Here is a 22,915-nt window from a genome sequence, read left to right on the forward strand (position 1 = left end):
GTTGCTCTCATTTGTTATGGTGACAATGGGGTGGAATAAAGCGATCGCACAAATCCCCAAATCTTTGGCGATCGCTCCATTTCAGATATCACAGCAACAGACACAACCTGCCGATTTTGATGGTATCATCCAGGGAACAGAACAATTGGTCGGGTTGTTTACTCTCTATCACAAACCCGAAACTAGACAGGTTTATCTGGAAATTCAACCCCAACAGCTTGAGCAAAATTTTCTGTGTTTTATTAGCCTTGAGTCTGGGTTAGAAAATAGTAACTTTTGGAGTGGTCAAGATTTAGGAAGTTTCCTGTTTAAACTGCGTTCTGTTTCCAACCGGATAGAATTATTAATTCCTAATATCAACTTTCGGTTCAATCCCCAAGAACCCCAGGCCGCAGCCATAGACCGCGCTTTTAGGGATTCAGTTTTATACTCCCTACCTGTCATGGCTACCCATCCTGAAAGACAGAGTATTTTAGTAGATTTCAGCCCAGTTTTAGTAGGAAATAACGAATTTTCGGGAGTCGTTTCTCAACTGTTATTCAGTTTACAAAATAACTACAATTTTGATGCTGATAAATCCTATATTTCGGGTCTCAAAGCATTTCCCAATAATGTCGAAGTCGCATCAGTATTAGGGTTTACAGCCGTGGGGAGAAACCTAGTACCTCATAGCCCAGCTATTTCTGATAGGCGTGCATTTAACCTAAAAATTCGTTACAGTTTTCTCGCCCTTCCTGATGATCACAGCTACCGCACTCGCCTAGCTGATGAACGAATCGGCTATTTTACAACGATTTATCGGGATGTTTCTAACCCTACCCGAACAGGGGCAATGGTGCGCTATATTAACCGATGGAATTTACAAAAACAAATCCCTAGTGCGCCCTTGTCAGCACCAGTAGAACCGATTGTATTTTGGCTAGAAAATACCATTCCTTTAGCATACCGTCAAGCTATTGCCGAAGGCGCTTTGATGTGGAATAAAGCCTTTGAAAAGGTGGGTTTTATGAATGCGATCGAAGTGCGACAAATGCCGGACAATGCTACCTGGGATCCCGCCGATGTCCGTTATAATACCATTCGCTGGTCTACATCTTTTAACTCGCCTTTCAGTGGTTACGGTCCTTCCCATGTTAACCCTTTAACCGGTCAAATTTTAGATGCAGATATGGTGATTGAAAGTCAAGCCATTGACAGCTTGCGACAAAGACAGGAAATTTTAGTCGAGGGTAGTTCTGCACAATGTCAGGATGGTTTATTAGGGCGAAATTGGCAACAACCCACCCCTAATAATCAGGAATATTTAATAGCATTGGAGCATTTTTGTTTTGAGGTAGAATCTACTCGCCAATTGGCTATTGGTGCGATCGCCATGTCCGTTAACCCTAGATTTCACCAAGATTCTATAGATGAGTATATTAATCAATATTTGCGTTATTTAACCGCCCATGAAATTGGTCATACTTTGGGTTTAAGACACAATTTCCGGGGTAGTACCATGCTAACACCAGAGGAATTAAACGATCGCGATATTACCCGCACTAGGGGAATGACCGCCTCAGTAATGGATTATTTACCAGTGAATTTAGCCCCCCCAGGACAACCCCAGGGCGATTATTTTCCCGTGGTTTTAGGCGCTTATGATCAATGGGCGATTCAATATGGATATCAACCCATTTTAGATATGACACCTTATTTAGAGTCTCGCCAATTACAGGAAATTGTAGCACGGGCAACTGAGCCAGATCTAGCATTTGCAACCGATGAGGATGTATGGGGAATTTTTCTTGACCCCGAGGCGCTACCATGGGATCTTAGTAGTGATATGTTACGCTATTCCCAATGGCAATTAGACAATGCCCAATATATATGGGATAGGTTAGAAACTCGTTCATTTCCTAGCAGCCAAGAATCTGACCAACTGCTGATAGCTTTTAACACAATTTTGAGTTATTATGCTAATAATGCAGCTAATGCTATACCATATATAGGTGGTCAGTCTTTCCATCGTTACCGCATTGGTAATAGTGGCAGTTCTTTACCTTTAGAGCCGATTCCAGTAACTCAGCAACGAGAGGCTTTGCAACTTTTAGCCAAATATGTATTTGCTGAAGATGCTTTTAATTTTTCTCCGAATCTGTTAAATCGCTTAGTTCCTTCTCGATGGTCTGATTGGGGAAATCCTAATCGTTTTGCTTCCTTAGATTATCCTATTAGCGATCGCATTGGGTGGGTCCAAAACCGCATTTTATCCGAACTACTTTCACCGGCGAGGTTAACTCGGTTGCGGGATTTGGAATTTAAAACCTCTCCTGGTAATGCTTTAACCATACCCGAATTATTGGAAATGCTAACAAATAGTATCTGGTCGGAACTATGGACTAGCGAAAAACAAATATCTATCGGTCCGGTGCGTCGATCGCTACAACAAGTTTATCTAGATTTAATGACTGATATAGTATTAGGAAATACCCCCGCCCCCCAAGATGCACAGACCTTAGCCTGGTTTCAGTTTAAGCAGTTAGAAGAATCCCTAGACTACCTAGTTAAACGTCGTAGCGATCAACTAGATGCCTATAGTATAGCACATTTAGCCAAAAGTCGCGATCGGATTGCTAAAACTTTAGGAATATAGCCTTAACTTAGCATATCAAAAACAGCAATTATCGTTCACACAAAAATCCTGCCATTCCCTAGTTAATTAAACTTCACCACCCCCACCCGAAAAAGCCGTAGGGGCGGGTTCTGCCGTCAATGAAACTTCCCCACCGGAATTTAACTAAACCCGCCCCCACCCGAAAAAGCCGTAGGGGCGGGTTCTGCCGCCAATGAAACTTCCCCACCGGAATTTAACTAAACCCGCCCCCACCCACCGATAATGTAGGGGCGGGTTCTGCCGCCAATGAAACTTCCCCACCGGAATTTAACTAAACCCGCCCCCACCCACCGATAATGTAGGGGCGGGTTCTGCCGTCAATGAAACTTCCCCACCGGAATTTTGATAAACCCGCCCCCACCCACCGATAATGTAGGGGCGGGTTCTGCCGCCAATGAAACTTCCCCACCGGAATTTAACTAAACCCGCCCCCACCCACCAATAATGTAGGGGCGGGTTCTGCCGTCAATGAAACTTCCCCACCGGAATTTAACTAAACCCGCCCCCACCCACCGATAATGTAGGGGCGGGTTCTGCCGCCAATGAAACTTCCCCACCGGAATTTAACTAAACCCGCCCCCACCCACCGATAATTAGGATATTTCGGGTTTATCTGGCGGGGATAGGGCGGGTTTATATGGCTTATCTGTGACTAGGATATAGCCCGGTGAACCCGCCCCTACAGATACTTTGATTGGGCGGGGATAGGGCGGGTTTATGTAGTTTATCTGTGACTATGATATAGCCCGGTGAACCCGCCCCTACAGATACTTTGATTGGGCAGGGATAGGGCGGGTTTATATGGCTTATCTGTGACTATGATATAGTTTGGTGAACCCGCCCCTACAGATACTTTGATTGGGCAGGGATAGGGCGGGTTTATATGGCTTATCTGTGACTATGATATAGTTTGGTGAACCCGCCCCCCTACAGATACTTTGATTGGGCAGGGATAGGGCGGGTTTATATGGCTTATCTGTGACTATGATATAGTTTGGTGAACCCGCCCCTACAGATACTTTGATTGGGCGGGGATTGGGCGGGTTTATGTGGTTTATCTGTGACTATGATATAGCCCGGTGAACCCGCCCCTACCAATTACCATATACCGGGCGTGAACACGCCGCTACAGATGATTAATGATGGTTTATCAATATGAAATACAATCCTGATATTCATAACCGCCAATCAATTCGTCTTCGAGGATATGATTACAGTCAACCGGGGGCATACTTTGTCACAATTTGTATTTATCATAAACAATGCTTATTGGGTGAAATTAAAGACCAAACTGTAATGCTAAACTGTTATGGTGAAGTGGTTAAATTCAATTGGTTTAACCTAACCAGAGTTTACCCTTTAATTCAGTTAGATAGTTTTGTGATTATGCCTAATCATATTCATGGTATCATTATCTTAACAGACCACAGCCATACTCTCTCAAAAGTTGTTCAAGGTTTCAAAACTTTTTCTAGCCGTAGGATTAATCAATTGCGATCGCTTTCTAAAGTTCCTGTATGGCAAAGGGGATATTATGAACATATAATTAGGGACGAAAACGCATTACAAAAAATTCGAGAATATATCGTCAATAATCCCTATAATTGGAACCAAGACGAAATGCACCCATCCCATCAATTTCCCATTTCCCAAAACATTACCACCCCGTTGGGGCGCGCCTCCGCCGTCAATGAAACTTCCCCACCGGAATTTTGATAAACCCGCCCCCACCCACCGATAATGTAGGGGCGGGTTCTGCCGTCAATGAAACTTCCCCACCAGAATTTTGATAAACCCGCCCCCACCCACCGATAATTAGAATATTTCGGGTTTATCTGGCGGGGATAGGGCGGGTTTATATGGCTTATCTGTGACTATGATATAGCCCGGTGAACCCGCCCCTACAGATACTTTGATTGGGCGGGGATAGGGCGGGTTTATATGGCTTATCTGTGACTATGATATAGCCCGGTGAACCCGCCCCTACAGATACTTTGATAGGGCGGGGATAGGGCGGGTTTATGTGGTTTATCTGTGACTATGATATAGCCCGGTGAACCCGCCCCTACAGATACTTTGATCTCAAATACCAAATAGAGACTTCATGCGTTGTTTAATCCATACTAAGGGATTATTATCTAAATCATCATCCCCTAAAATACCCATTTCTCGGAGCATTTTTTGACGTTGTACTAACTCCTCTTTTCGTTCAGCTACTTTCTCGGCAATTTGGTCTGCTACCTGGGGATAACTCCCTAAAAACCGCTGAAATACATCACGACTAACCACAAACAAAATAGTGGTTTCTTTAGCCCTTACCGCCGCCGTTCTAGGTATCCCCATAATTAATGCTAATTCCCCGAAAAAATCTCCCGCTGATAAATCACGAATATGCTTATTAGCCCTTTCCGCCAAAATTTCTACCACCCCAGATAAGATGATATGAAAAGCATCACCTGGATCATCTTCATGGAAAATAAATTGATGAGGTGCGAAAGTTTCTCGGTAGCCCATTTCAATTAACCCTAATAATGCTAAATCACTCAGACCCTCAAAATAAACTACCTTCCTTAATAATGCTTGTAGGGACATATTTTGCCTTTCTAATTCCTGATATTCAGTGGTAGTGGCGGATTTTATTTTAGCAGACTGGGAAGAAGCGATAATTGGTGCAAATACCTGTTTAAGTTCCTCAGTATTTCTAATCCATAGGTCTCGCTGGGCGATAGGAATGTTGATATTATTTTGATACAGTTTGCTTTGGATGATATAATTTAAAGAACTTTGAATAGGTAGCCTAGCTTTAGGAAGTTCTATCCAAACTAACAATTCAAAATCAATACAATTTTCGCCAAAATTTCTTAGCCAAACCTGTGGCTTTGGGTGGTGTAATACTCTCGGTTCTTGGCGGGCGGCGGATAGCAAAACTTCGGTGACTAAAACTGGGTCACTTCCATAGGCGACTCGCACCGGAATATGAATGCGGCTAAGTACATTACCATGACTCCAGTTAATGATTTTATTGCTCACTAAAATCTGATTCGGAACAATAATCGAAATATCATCATTAGTCACAATTACAGTAGACCTAATGGAGATTTTGCGGATAGTTCCTTCCAATTTATCAAGTTCAATATAATCGCCAACTTTAATGGGTCTTTCTAATAATAAAATTAAACCACTGACAAAGTTTTGGGCGAGTCCCTGGAAACCAAAACCTAAACCAATACCTAAACCACCAGCGAGGAAAGTAAAGGAACTCATATCAATTCCGGCAGCTTGGGGAATTAGTAAACAGCCGATAGTAATGGTAAAATAGCGGAAAATGGTGGCGATCGCCTCTCGACTACCCTCATCAAACTTTAACTTGACAAGAATCTTATCTTTGAGTAAATTACTCAGAAAGGTACAAACAAAAAAAACGGCAACGAAAGCTAAAATAACCGTGACAATTAACTGAATAGAAAGAGAAATTTCACCCAACTTTATCGGTCGAGTGAACGCCTCCCAAAAGAACCCTATCAAATACTGAATAATGTTCATATTAAGATGGTTAATTATACTCTGAAAGCCACAGCAAACACCACCCATGTAGGAGGCTTTTCTCCGGAACTAGAGCCAGCCTTAGTCATCGCATCAGGCGATCGCATTCAGGTAGAAACCTACACAGGCTATTACCTTTATAATCAAGCCCCAGAAGGATTTTTGACCCCAGAATTTATCGAACTTTGTCGCCGCCTGTCGCCGGAACGAATTGTCGGTCCTGGTCCTCACCTTCTCACTGGTCCCATTTACATCGAAAATGCCCAACCGGGAGATATTTTAGAAATCCAGTTAGAGTCAATTTACCCCCGTTTAAATGTAGGGTTTAATGCTATCAGAACCGGTTGGGGAGCCCTACCGCAACGATTTAGCCAGCCGAAATTGCGATTTATCAACCTCGATCTTACCCGAAATCTAGCCGAATTTCCCCCCCAAAGTGGGGTAAAAATTCCCCTGCGCCCATTTTTCGGAATTTTAGGAGTCGCCAGCGAAACCTCCCAGTCTTCCATACCTCCAGGAGTCTATGGGGGAAACATCGACAACCCAGAATTACAAGCCGGGTCGCGCATTTTCCTTCCCGTACTGGTTCCCGGTGGCCTATTTTCCCTGGGAGACGGACACGCAGCCCAGGGAGGCGGTGAAGTCAACACCACAGCGATCGAAACTTCCATGAATGGCACAATTAAAATTATTCTGCACAAAAACTGTTCCCTAGATGTCCCCCTAGCAGAAACCGCAACTGATATAATCACCATGGGTTTTGGTCATACCCTGGATGATGCCTTTCAGTCTACCCTAGAACGTACCATTAACCTATTAGTGCAAATCCTAGGAATTTCTCCAGAAGAAGCCTATATTCTCTGTTCCCTAGGGGTTGACTTCCGCATTACCCAAGTAGTTAATAGCCCCCAAAAAGGGGTTCATGGTGCGATCGCCAAATCCATCTTACCAGAAACTTTCCAATTTCCCCTTAACTAATCCTTAACTAATGATTTTGGAACTCTTATCCTTATCCCCCACAGAACTTTTAACCCTCGCCCTCGCCGGACTCTTAGCTGGAATATTAGCCGGATTTTTAGGAATTGGAGGCGGCACAGTATTAGTGCCTATTTTAGTCACCCTTGGCTATGTGAGTAATCAAGCAGTAGCCACCAGTATTTTCTCGGTACTAATTACCGCCATATCAGGAAGCATCCAAAATTGGCGGATGGGTTTTCTGCGAGTTAATCGGGTAATATCAATTGGATTTTCCGCCGTCATAACTGCCATAATCGGGTCTTATATCGCTGATTTATTACCCTCATCTTGGTTGTTATTCGGCTTTGGATGTTTACTGCTTTTGAATATTTACTTAGTCAAAGTCCGCCAGGATATCATCGCCAAAAAGCAACTAGATGAACAACTTAACCCCGGTTCTACTCAGCCCGAAAAAACCATTAACCCATACCTAGCCTTTATGATTACCGGGAGTCTCGCCGGACTCCTAGCCGGACTCTTTGGGGTTGGGGGCGGCGTGATTATTGTTCCCCTGCAAATTCTCCTCTTAGGGGAAACCATTAAAGTCTCTATTCAAACCAGCCTCGGCGTAATTATTATTACTGCTGCTTCCGCTTGTATCGGACACGCTATACAGGGAAATGTGCTGTGGGGGCAGGGATTTATGTTAGGCTTAGGAGGATTAGTCGGAGTACAAATTAGCACCAGATTTTTACCAAAATTACCCGATCGCATTGTCACTTTAGCCTTTAGGACACTGTTAGGAATACTCTCAATTTATATGTTTTGGCGGGCTAGTCTGTAACCTGTATTGTAACCTTTCCACTGTGCCAATATCGGAGTAAGTTATGAATATTTTAATTGTCGAAGATGAACCAGAAATTGCTCTCCTTATCCGTCGGACTTTAGAGGCGGAAGGATTTTCCTGTCAAATTAGCCAGAATGGATTAAGCGCATTAGAGATATTTCAACAACAACGACCCGATGTAATTATTCTCGACCTCATGCTTCCCGGTTTAGACGGTTTAGAAGTCTGCGCTCGTATTCGTCAACAACCCGGACAAAAAGACCCGTATATTTTAATGTTAACCGCCAAGGGAGAAGAAATAGATCGCATAGTCGGTCTATCTACCGGAGCCGACGATTATATGGTCAAGCCTTTTAGTCCTAGGGAATTAGTAGCCAGAGTTAGAGCTTTATTGCGTCGCAGTCTCCGCCAGGGAGGACAGACCCAAACCTACCAAACCGCTCATTTTACCGTTGATATTGACCAAAGGAAAGCCAACTTTCAAAACCATGGTAATACCGAACCCTTAGACCTGACCACCTTAGAATTTAACTTATTAGCCACCTTTCTAAGTTATCCCGGTCGCGTGTGGAGTCGTACCCAATTAATCGATAAATTATGGGGAGATGACTTTTTTGGAGATGAGCGAGTAGTTGATACCCATGTAGCTAGACTACGGAAAAAAGTTGAGCCCGACCCATCTCATCCCACCTTCATCAAAACTGTAACAGGAGTTGGCTACAAATTCGAGGACAACCCCTAAAACCTCAACCAGTCCTTAATTTTCCGGCTCCGGTCGTGGGGGAACAAAAAATCGTAACTCTCCGTCCTCTCCCTCCTGTATTTCCACCCCCAACGCTTCCAGTTCCGTTAGCGCTCTCTCCCTAACCAAAGTATCCATAGTTTGCGAGTATACTGTTAGCCAGGCGTTAATGCGTATCGGCACACTATCGGGATTGTCCCGGAGCGTGTTAGCCGCATCCCGAAATAGGGTTGCTACTGGCTCATATCCACTAGCTTGCGCCCACTCAGAGGCGGTTTCTAGGGATTCTATGGCTGCTGGAATGTCGCCCAGGAGTAATAGTTCATCAAGAGACTTTAACCGCCATAATCGCCAAGCACCGGGGAATTCTGGAGACAGCGCCTCAGTTCCCCGCCGCATCAATTCTACGGAAAGTTCGGGTTGAGCTTGGTAATAACCAACAGCGGTAGATAAAAATAAGTACATATCTATCCATCTAGGGTCGAGGCGGGAAATCACATCAAAAAAATTGTCATTGAGTTGAAAACCCGTCAAATTCCGCGCTTCCAAATCTCCGAAATACTGGAGAAAGTTCAGAAATACCCAATTAGCAAGGAGGTTATCAAAGCCTAAAGTGGGTAAATTTTTGACAATCTCCAGATTAGCAGCCAGTCTCTGCTCCTGCCTTTCGGCTTCCAATTGGGTCAACTGCAGACCGTTTTCTTCAGAAAAACGATCGCCCAACCTAGCCCCACCCGGTGCATAGATTTGCACCCCAATGATAGCACCCAGGGCGACAACCGCGATCGCCACTGGAAAAAGACCCTCAAACCGTTTCACAGCCAAAGATGACATGGGAGGTTCCCCCAAATCTAAAATTTCCCTAAAACTTATTGTACAAAAAGATGACAATAGATAAATTATGCTTGTATAATGTCTTCAGACACACAATCGCTCCCGGAGTTCGGTATCATCATCAAATCCAGTATCATGATCACACCATCCGGGTATAATACCTGGACAACAGCCTTATGATAGCTGACTTTTAACATACCTTCCCAGGTGTATTTTAAAGCTATCGACTATTATTTAATGTCAACTGTATAGGGATTGCTTTTGCTACCCTATAAAAATATCATTTAGGCATCCAGCCAGAGAATCCAGCCAGAGGAAGATTAGATGAATCAAGCTACTAGACCTTTTTCCCCCTTGCGCGCCGTTTTAAGTGGAGCCATAGTCACCATTTCCGCTTTAACGATTCCAGGGCTCAGTGGTTCAGTAAATGCTACCTTAAAAAATAGTCCGAAAGCCGTCATTGACGAGGCTTGGCAGATTGTTAATCGAGAATATGTAGACCCCAGTTTCAACCGGATCGACTGGCTGGAAGTTCGACAACAGCTTCTCAGTAAAGAATATTCCTCTCCAGAAGAAGCATATACAGAACTGCGTAACGCCTTAGAAAAACTCAACGATCCATATACCCGATTTCTCGATCCTAAGCAGTATGAACGCCTCACCAATCAAACAGCGGGAGAACTTTCTGGGGTGGGAATGCAACTGACTTTGGATGAGAAAACTCGCCAAATTACAGTAGTTAATCCTATTAAAAATTCCCCAGCCATGGAAGCGGGAATCCAATCAGGCGATCGCATTTTAGCCATTGATGGCGAGTCTACCCAAGGGATGACCGTAGAAAAAGCAGCCGAGAAAATTCGGGGTCGGGTGGGAACTTCCATCACTTTAACCATCAGTCGCGATGAAGCTCAACAATTTGACCTGACCCTTACCCGCGCTCGCATTGAACTAGAAGCCGTCCGCTATCGCCTCAATACAGAAGGCGATCGCCAGATTGGTTACATTCAACTACAGGAGTTTAACTCCCATGCGGCTGAACAGATGCAACAAGCTATTAAAGAACTCCTGGCTCAAAATGTAGATGGATTTGTCTTAGATTTACGCGGAAATCCTGGGGGACTGTTACGCAGCAGCATTGATATCGCTAGGATGTGGGTAGACTCAGGAGCGATCGTTAGTACAATCGATCGCCACGGTAAAAGTCAGGAAATCCGCGCCAATCATACAGCCTTAACTGACTTACCCACCGTTGTCCTAGTTGATGATAACTCAGCCAGTGCTAGTGAAATTTTAGCAGGAGCAATGCAGGACAACAAGCGGGCTATGGTTATGGGAACTCGGACTTTTGGTAAAGCCCTGGTACAGTCCGTCTTTTCCTTATCTGATGGTTCCGGCTTGGCTGTCACCATCGCCCACTATTATACCCCTAACGGTACAGACATCAGCCAGAAAGGTGTCACCCCCGATATTTCCATCGAATTGACTCAGTTAGAGAAAAAGCAACTAGCTAGTGATCCCAATTTGATTGGAACTCACCAAGATCCTGGCTATGCTAAGGCGATCTTAGTTCTTAATGGTGATTTGTCTCATCCCATGGCAGTTAACTAATCTATCAGGGTGGCAACCAAATTTCAACTGCCACCCTTTTTTTTGATTGTCATGGTCATCGAGAACAGTTAACCTTGAGGGGAATGTTCAAGAGCAAAAAATTCCTATGTCAGAATCAGATCGGGCTGATTTACAGCCACGGAAACAATCACCCCCAACTATGGAGGAATGGCTGGCGATTATTTTGGCGATCGCAACTATGGGGTTTGTCTTCTTTTGGGTATTTGGGAAGATCGAACCCAAAAGCAGCTTTAGCTTACTCTCAGCTAAACCCGAAACTATCTCAGATCATCGGAGTTTAATCAATGTCTCTGATATAGTCCGTCAAGCATCCTCCAGCACAACCTCTATAATCTCTTCCTCATACACCCCAGAGTCTAAGTCTGGACCTTCAGATACAGTCAGCAGCGAATCTACAGGATTGACACTAAGCTGGCTAAACTTGGAAGGTTTACAAATAGCCTCTCCCACCACCGAGTCAACTCCGGCTACTCTCCCCTTATTTTCATCACCCACAACAGAAGCCGAAACAACCACGACCACAGACACAGAGGCGGCGGTTACATCACCCCCTGAAACTCCTACTCCCACCGAAACCTCAGAGGTTCCCAGTTCCCCTGTAACTACCGCCGAAACACCAGAAACCACTCCCACCCAGACCGCTGTAACTCCAGATTCGGCTACAACTATACTGGCTAATGTACCAGAGGAACACTGGGCGCGGGATTTTGTAGTTTATTTTGCTGACCATAATCAGGCGATCGGTGCAGAAGATGGTACATTTAACCCAGATCAGCCAGTGAGTCGGGGACAGTTTGCTCATCAGTTGCAACAATCCCTCAAAACTGACAGAATTCAACCTGATATTAAGTTTCAGGATCTACCGCAGGACCATTGGGCTAATCAAGCCATTCAAGAAGCTACCAAAATGGGTTTTCTCCGGGGTTATCCTGGGGAAGTTTTCCAACCTAATCAAGAAATGACTCATACAGAGGTCGTGGTGGCTTTGGTCAGTGGTTTGGATTTACCTACCCCCAATAATCCCCAGGAAATTCTCAAAGTTTACTCCGATGCTGATCAAATTCCTGATTGGGCTATTGGTCAAGTGGCGGCGGCGACTGAGGCGGGTTTGGTCGCCAGTCATCCAGATCGCAATACTTTTAATCCTCATCAGTCCGTCAGTCAAGCAGAGGCTATTGTCATGATTTATCAAGTATTAGTGCGATCGGGTGACGCTGAACCTATCGAGTCAGATTACCTTATTAATCGTTAAATGTTGGGGGTTTCATACATCACCAATTAGCCTGCGTCAGAGATATAAGATTTTTCTGACGCTTTTTTTTGACACCCAAAATAGTTAAATATTCCCCAATTCGAGATGTTCCCCACCGTGATATTTTTGCCCTGGCGCGCCTGTTGCCAGCCTATCGTGTATCCCCTGGTATATCTTGCACCCGCCCCCACCAGACCCATTAACCTAGTGAAACTTAATCTTTTCGGCTTCCTTCTTCATATCTCAATCATTAGACATCAACCACCATATTTAAGCTACAATCATCACATTAAGTTAATAATTAACCATCATCCCCGATTAGTCTATGTCAGAAATTATCCAAATTCCCAAAAGTATCTGGATTATTACCCAAGATTCCCCTAACCCCTCAACATCCCCTGACACTCCTACAGAATCACAGACCCACAGGGTAGCAGTCCCGGCGCACAAAATGCAGCAAAATATGAGTCAATTTTTATTAGTAATTGGTGATGTATTTCTACAAGCGGAACAGCAAGCGTTTCAAATGCAGCAAGCCTCTGGAAACTCCCAAAAATCTCCCATGCAGCTTGACCAGGTGGAATTGTCTGTCAGAATTAATGGCAACGGAGAAGTTAGCCTCTGTAGTGACAACTTCGATCATGGGACTATCAAACTTACGTTTAAACGCCCCCGAACTTAACAAAACTTAACAAAAAATCGGCGCGCCTAAAGAGATGAGGGGTTGACAGGCGGGGTGGCGATCGCTATAATTATAACCGTGGGGGTAACATGGCTATATGCTTGATTTTTTATTCAACCTACTTTCAGGTAAAGCTATGATTCATCGCCCCCCAACTATCACCCAACTTAACAAAACTTAACAAAAAATCGGCGCGCCTAAAGAGATAAGGGGTTGACAGCCGGGATGGCGATCGCTATAATTGTAACCGTGGGGGTAACATGGCTATATGCTTGATTTTTTCCTCAACCTACTTTCAGGTAAAGCTATGATTCATCGCCCCCCAACTATCACCCAACTTAACAAAACTTAACAAAAAATCGGCGCGCCTAAAGAGATAAGGGGTTGACAGCCGGGATGGCGATCGCTATAATTATAACCGTGGGGGTAACATGGCTATATGCTTGATTTTTTATTCAACCTACTTTCAGGTAAAGCTATGATTCATCGCCCCCCAACTATCACCCAACTTAACAAAACTTAACAAAAAATCGGCGCGCCTAAAGAGATAAGGGGTTGACAGCCGGGATGGCGATCGCTATAATTGTAACCGTGGGGGTAACATGGCTATATGCTTGATTTTTTATTCAACCTACTTTCAGGTAAAGCTATGATTCATCGCCCCCCAACTATCACCCAACTTAACAAAACTTAACAAAAAATCGGCGCGCCTAAAGAGATGAGGGGTTGACAGCCGGGATGGCGATCGCTATAATTGTAACCGTGGGGGTAACATGGCTATATGCTTGATTTTTTATTCAACCTACTTTCAGGTAAAGCTATGATTCATCGCCCCCCAACTATCACCCAACTTAACAAAACTTAACAAAAAATCGGCGCGCCTAAAGAGATGAGGGGTTGACAGCCGGGATGGCGATCGCTATAATTGAAACCGTGGGGGTAACATGGCTATATGCTTGATTTAAAAATCAACTAAGAATGAGTCGTCGCCGAAGTCAAGCCCAAAATTTCATAGAAAATCTGAGAGATGGAGTCACCCTAGAAATGGTGTTTATCCCTGGGGGAACATTTCTGATGGGTTCACCTGGGAATGAGGGTAATCATACAGAAAAACCACAGCACCGAGTGACGATTGAACCATTCTGGATAGCGAAATATCCGATCGCCCAGAAACAATGGCAACAAGTAGCCAGCTTTGCTAAACTCCAACGAGATCTAAAATGGTATCCTTCAGATTTTGAAGGGGAAAAACTGCCCGTGGAAAAAGTGTCCTGGTATGATGTAATAGAGTGGTGCGCGCGGCTTTCCCAGAAAGTCGGTAGAGCCTACCGATTACCCAGTGAAGCTGAGTGGGAATATGCAGCGCGGGGGGGAACAACGACCGCATTTTATCTTGGGGACAGCTTAACCACGGATATAGCTAACTACTATGATCGCAAGGGAGTTTTCCGCCAACAAACTACCCCAGTTGATCACTTTCAACATGAGAACACCTTTGGACTGTGTGATATTCATGGGAATGTTTTTGAGTGGTGTGCTGACCCGTGGCATGATAACTATAACAATGCGCCGTCAGATGGTAGGGTTTGGGATGCTCAGGAAATCTACGATAACTATCTTGAGAATTTAGGGGATTTGCTCAACAGCAATCAAGAAAGAGTGGTGCGTGGAGGTTCATGGGATACGGGTCAAGATAAGTGTCGTTGTGCTAACCGCTGGAGAGCGTCTCCAGAATTCCCGTCGGTCTCCTATGGTTTTCGCCCCTGCCTATCTAACCTTAATACTATATTAGGTTGAAGGTGCGAGATGTTTAGGAGTCAAATAAGGCTGCAATGCCTGAAATAACCTCCTAGTGGGACTTTCACCCCTTGGTGAAATATAAGGGACTCGTACCCTGACCATCCCATAACTGTTTATATGTCCCAACGTTTGGTATAGAAATATACAAAACAAGGCAGGGAACTCAAGGTCAAAACGCTAAATTGGAAATCTTAATGATTCCTTAACAATTGCGTTGAGAGTAACGGCGATAGCCACCCCCAGTTTTAGGATTCACAACCCTAGGATTGAAGCGGGGAACGGAAGGCGTGAGGGAAAACCTATTCCCAATAATCCGACCACTGCCAACCATCCATGACTAAGGAAATCTGAATGTTCCGACTTGAACCATCGTAACTAATAAGTAGCGAAATAGGTTGACACGCTGCGCTCAAAAGAGCAAGGGGAAAAGTAGGAGTTTCTTCGTACTACCTACACAGACCTTTAAAAATACCCCGGTGGATAGGACAAGTCTAAAGATGGAAAGCCCATATAAACGGAACGTTTTAACCCCTTTTAGGCTCTGATAATCTGGTCGAGAGAGTCAGTAGTGAAAAGTGTAAGCGTAAGCCTACTAGGGGGTGAGATGTGACCAGAAGCTAATGCCCAACTATAATGGTTGGGATACGCAGACGGGTCACGGTTTGATTGTAAAGAATAGAGTCTAGTAGGAGTTACTATGGCGAATGCGAGTTTAAAGAAAGGATTTGGGAAACCAAAACCAATCAAGACTACGAATGTATGGAAACAAATCCCCTGGGCGAAAGTTCAGAGAAAAGTTTTCAAGCTCCAAAAGAGGATATTTCAAGCAGCTAAATCGGGACAGGACGCGAAAGCAAGAAGGTTGCAACGTCTATTGTGCAAATCATATTATGCCCGTCTACTAGCAGTACGGCGAGTGACCCAAGATAATCAAGGCAAGAAAACAGCTGGAGTCGATGGAATGAGAGCAATCTCATCAAGGCAAAGGTTTAAACTTGTTGAGAACATTAAAGGAAATCTCAAAGTAAAACCACTGCGAAGGGTGTGGATTCCAAAACCCGGTAGGGATGAAAAACGCCCTCTAGGAATACCCACAATCCAAGATAGAGCGAGGCAAGCCTTGGTTAAGTCGGCTCTCGAACCTGAATGGGAATCGAGATTTGAAGACACTAGCTATGGGTTTAGACCTGGCAGGTCAGCCCACGATGCAATATCCAGAATCTTTCAGAGTATCAACAAAGGAGGTTATTATGTTCTGGATGCAGATATAGCTAAATGTTTTGACCGAATAAACCATGATTACCTTCTGTCCAAAATTCATTGTCCAAGCAGTCTAAAAAGAGACCTGAAATCATGGCTCAAAGCAGGCGTGCTAGATAACGGTGTATTTGAGGATACAGAAGCAGGGACACCCCAAGGAGGGGTAATAAGTCCACTCCTAGCCAACATCGCACTGGATGGGATGGTTAGGCTCATAAAAACAATGTATCCTAAGAAGAAAAATGTGGTGCAAGCCACAGTAATCAGATACGCCGATGATTTTGTAGTAATATCTCCATCACTAGAAATCATTGAACAGTGCAAAACTGCAATCTCCGAATGGTTAAAACCTGTAGGATTAGAAATTAAACCCGAAAAGACTCGAATCTGCCATACACTCAATCCCATTGAGTACAACGGCAAAACAGAAGAGCCAGGTTTTGATTTTCTAGGATTCAATATCAGGCAATACCCAGTAGGAAAATATAAATCTGGAAAGAGTGGGGGAAGAAGAAAAGGAGGCTTCCTATGTAACAAGACCCCACATAAAATGTTGGGTTTCAAAACCCACATCAAACCCAGCAACAAAGCAGTTAAAGCCCACATTGAAGCGATAAAAGGTGTAATTAAACGATATAAAACATCACCTCAATCAGCCCTGATTAGCAAACTAAACCCGATTATTCGGGGATGGTCAAACTACTACTCAGGGGTCGTTTCATCTGAAACCTTCAACAAGCTAGATAACATAATCTGGCAAATGTTACGGGCATGGACAGCATCAAGATGCGGAAAGGCAAGTTACGAAAAGCTAGGAAACTACTTCCACAAAGGAACGGTTAAACTTAGCAATGGGAAAGAAAGACATGAATCCTGGTTATTCAAGACTAAGGATGGATTCACATTATGGCAACATAGTTGGACTCCAAATGTTAGACACACCCCAATACGCCCTGACGCAACACCATACGACGGAAACTGGACTTACTGGGCAACCAGGAAAGGACAAGCAATTGAAACGCCAACAAGAGTAGCCAAACTACTCAAAAAGCAAAAAGGTAGGTGTACCTGGTGTGGACAGTATTTCGCACCATCGGATTTAGTTGAAGTAGACCACATTATACCTCAAAGCCAAGGTGGAAAGGATGAATATAAGAATCTTCAACTATTACACCGCCACTGTCACGATGATAAAACGGCGTTAGACAACGCCAATGCTGTATCCTTAACAATGGAGCAATCAGACTAGGAGCCGGATGAGGTGAAAGTCTCACGTCCGGTTTTGAATGGGAGGGGATGGAGGCGACTCCATTCTCGACCCCTAATATTAGGTTGAAGCGATCGCCTATAATCACCAAAAGCACCTATAATCACCAACAGCACCCATAGTGCTAGTCTCAACAGCAAATGATACCCAGGATGTTGGCAGAGGTGCTAATCATGGATAACCTAGAATTCCTACTACAACGGGAAGGGGATAACACTTGGCTACCCCTGGAGTCTCCTGATGTTCAGGTGTTAGAAGGTCGGTATCGCATTGTTTGTCGTGGGTCCCATCAAGATCAGGAAATTGAAATTAGGATTGTTTATGACGCTATAGACGAAGACCCCCCAGTGCGCCGCATTAAGACCCTGAAAAGTTATATGAACTCAGAGGGTTTAATGGTCGTAATCCCCTATACTAGCCTCAAACCAGGAATTTGGGAGTTTTCCTGTTCGCCAGATTTAAGAGCCGGACTTTTAGGAAATACTTGGCGTGCCACAATGAAACTACAGGTACTAGCCAACACTGATATTGACTCTGAGATTGACTCTGAGGAAATATTGGAGGATGGGTCAGCCATTCAAGATAGCCTACCACAACAGACGGATTTAGAGTCGGTGACACCCACGACACCATCAGAAAAAACCAGTGATTCTAATCTTACAGACCTCTACCCTGGGGAACCTCAGCCAGAAGCCAACCAAGAAACCGCGATCGCACAGGAACTAAGCAGTAGTGTCGCCATAAACGAAACCGCAGACTTGACCGCAGAGGATATTTCCATAGAACTTATCCTAGAACGCCATAGCTATGTGGTCGAGTTTGGTAGCGCCGTTTTACTATCTGGACAGATTAGGATTAAATCTGACCCGGACTCTGACCCTTATATGGAAGCTATCACCTCTATGGTAGTTTCTAATCCTCAATTACAGATATGTTTGCGATCGCCTCAAGCCTCCGAAATTCTCTATGATGTTCGCCAACCCGTACCACAGTCTGTTTTACCTGTGCCATTTTCCGCAGCTATTTATGTACCCTTTGAATGCAAAACCCGATTAGTTTTGGGAGAGGTCGTTTTTTACAGTGATCAGCATCCCCCCGTCCGCAATTCTTTCAATATCACCATGTTGGTCGAACAGTTTTTAGACCCATTACCAGAGGAGCTAGAAATTGACGCTCAACCCAACGAACCCCTAGTCGAAAATTCATTTATACCACTCCCAGCGGCGGAGCCAGCCCCCTTAGCCGTAGTAAATAAAGAAACACAAAGCCAGCCTGTAAATGCTCAAGGTAAGCCTCAGACTGCCCTAGAATTGCCCAGCTTTGGCAATTTTATCTCTGCTGATCCAACAGCACAGACAGAACCCCACCCCTGGTCTAATATCCTTAACATCCCTTCGAGTCCCAATTCAGAGGCGATCGCACTTCCATTCGTCAACCCAAAACCGCCAGCATCCCCTACCCTACCATTAGCCACCTCTACATCCGAGGGTTCTGTCGCCAAAACACCCGAGGAGGGTGCCGGTCAAACAGACCCCAACGAAGACAGCAATACTGACCTGCTCAATACAGACCCACCAGAAACCCCTATCGACTCATCACCAGAGCCAACAGATGCGACCCATACCAATACTTCCACAGCCACTTCCCCGGCAGCGAAAAAGGCTTTACCTCATCTGAATTTAGAAGAGCGATTTTTGAGTCGATTAAGTTCCCTAGCCAAAGATCGAGATCTGTCTCACTGGATGAAACAAGCATCTTCCTCAGCTTCTGATGACACAGCCGTTTCCTCACCAGCAGAACCATTAGTGCCAGACGAGAATCAGACCCCACCACCTAATTATGAATTCAGCCCCTTGGTCACAGAATTGGAAGCCGAGGAAATTGTCGTAGATTATGAATCCCTCGAACCTCCTGTTGTCTTCCCCCAAACCAGGGCGGATTCTGCGGTATTTCCCCAAGGGAAGGGGTTGACTACCGAACCCCCCTCTAGCAGGCCATTTTCAGGGATGGGGAGGCCTTATAGCACCTTGAGAGGAGGGAGTAGCACCACAACACCATCTGTCATACCCGAAGACCAAGAAATTCCGGTTCCGATTTTAGATATCCTCACCGTTAATCCTACCGCCGGAAAGTCTTTAAAAGTTCGCGTGCAAATCCCCGACAACTTGCCCCGCATATATGTCAAAATATGGATATATGATCGGCAGTCCCGCAATATTGTAGACGGGCCGCGTTGGATTACCGAGTTCTCACCCAACGGCTTCGATCAAATTGAAGCAACGGTTGACCTCGACATTATCTATGGCACCTTGGAGATACAGGTAGAAGCGATCGCTGTTGAAATGCTTTCTTCACGGGAAAGTCATAAGGCGATCGTTGGACGCACCGTGAGTCCTACATCAGCACCAACTCTTCCCATGGATGAATCTTCATCATAAATTCAGTTAATCTGAACATCTATTATCGGCATAGCCTTGGGGAGGCGAATCAATTTTGATTCTCATACCAACTGAGTCCCGGCAGGTTCTCAAAGAGCCTCGTGGGGATACAGGATTTTGGCAGAAACAGCCCCCTATTCCAGATGCCGATTTACTTGGTGTTTAACAACAGTTAAATCCGGTTGACAAAAAACTTTAAAAATCCGAAATTTCCGCAGCAGAAATTATGGTTTTTAACCCTGTATTTAAACCTCAAAAAATCCTGTTTTCTGAAGATAAAACCGCGTTTTAGGAATTGTAACCATGGTCATCGACTTCTCACACACATTTAAAAAATCTGCCGAAATTAGCCGTAACATCGAACAAGTTTATGGCGAAGATGAACTCATCAATGGCGGCAGTAATTTCCAACCCATCATCGCCATTAAAGACAGCCCCTATCACCTGATGATCAACATGACCATTCCCGATTTATGTGAAGATGATTTAGACATTCTCATCACCGGAGAAGCTGCCATCATTTCGGGAACCCTTAATAATTCCCAAGTTCCCTTTCGTCAACTGATCGCTCTCCCTCAAAGCGTCTGTCGCGATCGCGTTCAAGTAGACTACAATAATGGCATTCTCAACCTTACCCTAACCAAAATCCTCTAGTCCTTCAGAAGTCCCCTAGAGTGCGTCAGACCATAGCCAAATCTGATGCACTCTACAGAAAAATACATAAATAATTGTTAACAGACCCTAGATCAAATCTCAACATAAGTGCTAACATCATCAACTAAACATTCATCAAGCTAGGGGTGCCTGCGAAGTCCAGGCTGAGAGACACCCTTGGAACCTGAGTCCGGCTAGTACCGGCGTAGGGAAGCTGTAACTAACAGAGGAAATACTTATGCGATCTCAATGGGTTGCCAACCGACGTGGACAGGCTAATGTATCTCAAATGCACTATGCCCGCCAGGGAATCATCACCGAGGAAATGCACTACGTCGCCACCCGCGAAAATCTAAGCCCTGATTTAATTCGCGAGGAAGTTGCACGGGGTCGGATGATTATTCCCGCTAATATCAATCATACCAACCTAGAGCCAATGTGTATTGGCATTGCCTCTAAATGTAAAGTCAACGCCAATATCGGCGCATCCCCCAACTCTTCCAGCCTCGAAGAAGAAGTAGACAAGCTGAAATTAGCCGTTAAATATGGCGCAGACACGGTTATGGACCTGTCTACAGGTGGAGGAAACCTCGATGCTATTCGCACCGCCGTCATTAACGCTTCCCCGGTTCCCATTGGTACAGTACCCATTTATCAAGCCTTAGAAAGCGTTCACGGTAGCATTGAGAAACTCACTGCAGACGACTTTCTGCATATCATTGAGAAACACGCCCAGCAGGGAGTCGATTATATGACTATCCATGCTGGCATTCTCATTGAACATTTGCCCTTAGTCCGTAACCGGATTACCGGAATTGTGTCTCGTGGCGGTGGTATTATTGCCCGGTGGATGCTCCATCACCATAAGCAAAATCCCCTCTATACTCATTTTGATGACATTATCGAAATCTTCAAAAAATATGATGTCTCTTTTAGTTTGGGGGATTCCTTGCGTCCCGGTTGTACCCATGACGCATCAGACGAAGCACAACTGGCTGAATTGAAAACCTTGGGACAGTTAACTCGCCGCGCCTGGGAACATGATGTGCAGGTGATGGTAGAAGGTCCTGGTCATGTGCCAATGGATCAAATTGAGTTTAACGTTAAAAAACAAATGGAAGAGTGTTCCGAAGCGCCTTTCTATGTGTTGGGTCCTTTGGTGACAGATATTGCGCCCGGTTATGACCATATTACGTCTGCTATTGGTGCGGCTATGGCGGGATGGTATGGAACTGCTATGCTCTGTTATGTGACACCTAAAGAACATTTAGGACTCCCTGATGCTGAGGATGTCCGTAATGGCTTGATTGCCTATAAAATTGCCGCTCATGCAGCAGATATCGCCCGCCATCGTCCAGGGGCGCGCGATCGCGATGATGAATTGTCCGCAGCCCGTTATAATTTCGACTGGAACAAGCAGTTTGAATTATCCCTAGACCCTGAACGCGCCCGCGAGTATCACGACGAAACTCTCCCGGCGGACATCTACAAAACTGCTGAGTTTTGCTCTATGTGCGGTCCGAAATTCTGCCCCATGCAAACTAAGGTAGACGCGGAAGCATTAACAGAGTTGGAGAAATTCCTAGCCTCAGAAGACGCTAAGAAAACTGCTGTAGCCCGCTAGTCAATGATAGCAGAGACAAGCCATGACTTGTCTCTGCTACGGGTTAGGGTAAACCAACCTGTTCCGCCTTGGGATTATATTGGCGGTCTGGGTTTATTTATCCTGAACCGGATTGGATCTTAAAATCGCTTGCTAACTGGGCGGTTTGGAATTTCGGTCAAACCACCCACTGGTTATATCTTTTATTTAAAGTCGCCCTAATAGGGTAGGGCTGGGAGCCGAAACTTTCAGTCCCTGGTCGGACTGTGACGTAAATTTCTAACATTGTACCCGAAGGCTAGTTAAACCTTAGTCGTTGTCCCACTTTTCACAGCCAACCAGATCGCCTATGCGGTCACGCAGGAGGAAGTTAAACGCCTCCAGTTCGTACTCGATGCAAGCCCACTCCCTAGCTGGAATGTACTGGCACAATGTATAGATCGGCTGCTGACGGCTGATCATACCTTTATGTAGGAGATTGCGTACTTCGTCTTTAATGACGTCAAGTGAGTATTGAACGGTGGTGTAAGTCATATTTCGCCCTCATGGGGTTGCTTGCCTGATTATTTTTGGCATTGGTATCAATATAATCCAAAATCGAGATTTAGGGAAGGGTTTTTTTTCAGTATAAGTGAATACAATTTACCTGGAAACTTTGATAAATATAATCAAAACGACTAATCTCCCGGATTTGGGGGACTCTGGGCAGTTTTGACGGTGGACTTGATTAAATCAGCAAGTTGTCTGACCT

16 protein-coding genes and 1 riboswitch are annotated in these 22,915 nt (G+C 44.8%); of the genes, 13 read left to right on the plus strand and 3 right to left on the minus strand.

The features are described from left to right. The first annotated feature begins 25 nt into the window (after window positions 1-25). Together XZ46_RS26420 and XZ46_RS26425 are read left to right on the plus strand one after the other, a co-directional pair. Window positions 26-2,635 (plus strand): zinc-dependent metalloprotease, encoded by a 2,610-nt coding sequence (locus XZ46_RS26420; RefSeq protein WP_008056205.1) that lies wholly within the window; start codon window positions 26-28, stop codon window positions 2,633-2,635. Window positions 2,636-3,811: 1,176 nt separating this feature from the next. Continuing rightward, window positions 3,812-4,372 carry an REP-associated tyrosine transposase gene (locus XZ46_RS26425; protein WP_006622573.1) on the plus strand — a complete coding sequence of 187 codons (561 nt, stop codon included), beginning with the start codon at window positions 3,812-3,814 and terminating at the stop codon, window positions 4,370-4,372. A gap of 366 nt (window positions 4,373-4,738) precedes the next feature. Here the strand turns inward: XZ46_RS26425 and XZ46_RS26430 are convergent, their stop codons facing one another. Then, window positions 4,739-6,199, minus strand: coding sequence for a mechanosensitive ion channel domain-containing protein (locus XZ46_RS26430; RefSeq protein ID WP_006670276.1), 1,461 nt, complete (start codon window positions 6,197-6,199; stop codon window positions 4,739-4,741). Window positions 6,200-6,205: 6 nt separating this feature from the next. Here XZ46_RS26430 and XZ46_RS26435 point away from each other — a divergent pair, with 6 nt between their 5' ends. From XZ46_RS26435 to XZ46_RS26445, 3 genes are read left to right on the plus strand one after another with little or no spacing between them, the layout of a single operon-like run. Continuing rightward, on the plus strand, window positions 6,206-7,177 hold the full coding sequence (locus XZ46_RS26435) for an acetamidase/formamidase family protein (protein WP_006622571.1): 972 nt from the start codon (window positions 6,206-6,208) through the stop codon (window positions 7,175-7,177). A 10-nt stretch (window positions 7,178-7,187) separates the two neighbouring features. Beyond that, complete coding sequence (locus XZ46_RS26440) at window positions 7,188-8,000, plus strand: sulfite exporter TauE/SafE family protein (protein ID WP_008056202.1); 813 nt, start codon at window positions 7,188-7,190, stop codon at window positions 7,998-8,000. A 43-nt stretch (window positions 8,001-8,043) separates the two neighbouring features. Then, a complete protein-coding gene (locus tag XZ46_RS26445) occupies window positions 8,044-8,745 on the plus strand; it encodes a response regulator transcription factor (RefSeq protein ID WP_006622569.1) in 702 nt (233 codons plus the stop codon). A 15-nt stretch (window positions 8,746-8,760) separates the two neighbouring features. Here XZ46_RS26445 and XZ46_RS26450 read toward each other — a convergent pair whose 3' ends face one another. Beyond that, entirely contained in the window at window positions 8,761-9,579 is an 819-nt protein-coding gene (locus XZ46_RS26450; protein WP_008056200.1) for a hypothetical protein, read from the minus strand. A 324-nt stretch (window positions 9,580-9,903) separates the two neighbouring features. On the opposite strand from XZ46_RS26450, the gene ctpB reads away from it, so the two are divergent. The 8 genes from ctpB to thiC all read left to right on the plus strand — a co-directional run bounded on the left by ctpB (window position 9,904) and on the right by thiC (window position 22,185). Then, the gene (gene ctpB, locus XZ46_RS26455; protein ID WP_006622567.1) at window positions 9,904-11,187 is read left to right on the plus strand and encodes a carboxyl-terminal processing protease CtpB; all 1,284 of its coding nucleotides are present in this window, start codon (window positions 9,904-9,906) and stop codon (window positions 11,185-11,187) included. Between the two features lie 106 nt (window positions 11,188-11,293). Next, entirely contained in the window at window positions 11,294-12,460 is a 1,167-nt protein-coding gene (locus XZ46_RS26460) for an S-layer homology domain-containing protein (protein WP_008056194.1), read from the plus strand. Between the two features lie 325 nt (window positions 12,461-12,785). Then, window positions 12,786-13,142: a Pepco domain-containing protein gene (locus XZ46_RS26470; protein WP_048895319.1), complete on the plus strand. Its 357-nt coding sequence runs from the start codon at window positions 12,786-12,788 to the stop codon at window positions 13,140-13,142. 978 nt (window positions 13,143-14,120) lie between these two features. Then, window positions 14,121-14,939 carry a formylglycine-generating enzyme family protein gene (locus XZ46_RS26475; protein WP_008055321.1) on the plus strand — a complete coding sequence of 273 codons (819 nt, stop codon included), beginning with the start codon at window positions 14,121-14,123 and terminating at the stop codon, window positions 14,937-14,939. Window positions 14,940-15,639: 700 nt separating this feature from the next. Beyond that, window positions 15,640-17,451, plus strand: a complete 1,812-nt coding sequence (gene ltrA / locus XZ46_RS26480) for a group II intron reverse transcriptase/maturase (protein WP_048895012.1) — start codon at window positions 15,640-15,642, stop codon at window positions 17,449-17,451. Window positions 17,452-17,642: 191 nt separating this feature from the next. Continuing rightward, window positions 17,643-19,907 (plus strand): hypothetical protein, encoded by a 2,265-nt coding sequence (locus tag XZ46_RS26485; protein ID WP_048895484.1) that lies wholly within the window; start codon window positions 17,643-17,645, stop codon window positions 19,905-19,907. 303 nt (window positions 19,908-20,210) lie between these two features. Beyond that, complete coding sequence (locus XZ46_RS26490) at window positions 20,211-20,561, plus strand: Hsp20/alpha crystallin family protein (RefSeq protein ID WP_046318952.1); 351 nt, start codon at window positions 20,211-20,213, stop codon at window positions 20,559-20,561. 132 nt (window positions 20,562-20,693) lie between these two features. After that, window positions 20,694-20,790, plus strand: a riboswitch (TPP riboswitch). A gap of 9 nt (window positions 20,791-20,799) precedes the next feature. Continuing rightward, entirely contained in the window at window positions 20,800-22,185 is a 1,386-nt protein-coding gene (gene thiC / locus XZ46_RS26495; protein ID WP_008056369.1) for a phosphomethylpyrimidine synthase, read from the plus strand. 288 nt (window positions 22,186-22,473) lie between these two features. On the opposite strand, the gene XZ46_RS26500 is transcribed toward thiC, so the two are convergent. Then, complete coding sequence (locus XZ46_RS26500; protein WP_006618998.1) at window positions 22,474-22,698, minus strand: DUF4327 family protein; 225 nt, start codon at window positions 22,696-22,698, stop codon at window positions 22,474-22,476. Window positions 22,699-22,915 lie beyond the last annotated feature (217 nt).

Origin of the sequence: Limnospira indica PCC 8005, from assembly GCF_000973065.1 — a bacterium.
GTDB lineage: Bacteria > Cyanobacteriota > Cyanobacteriia > Cyanobacteriales > Microcoleaceae > Limnospira > Limnospira fusiformis.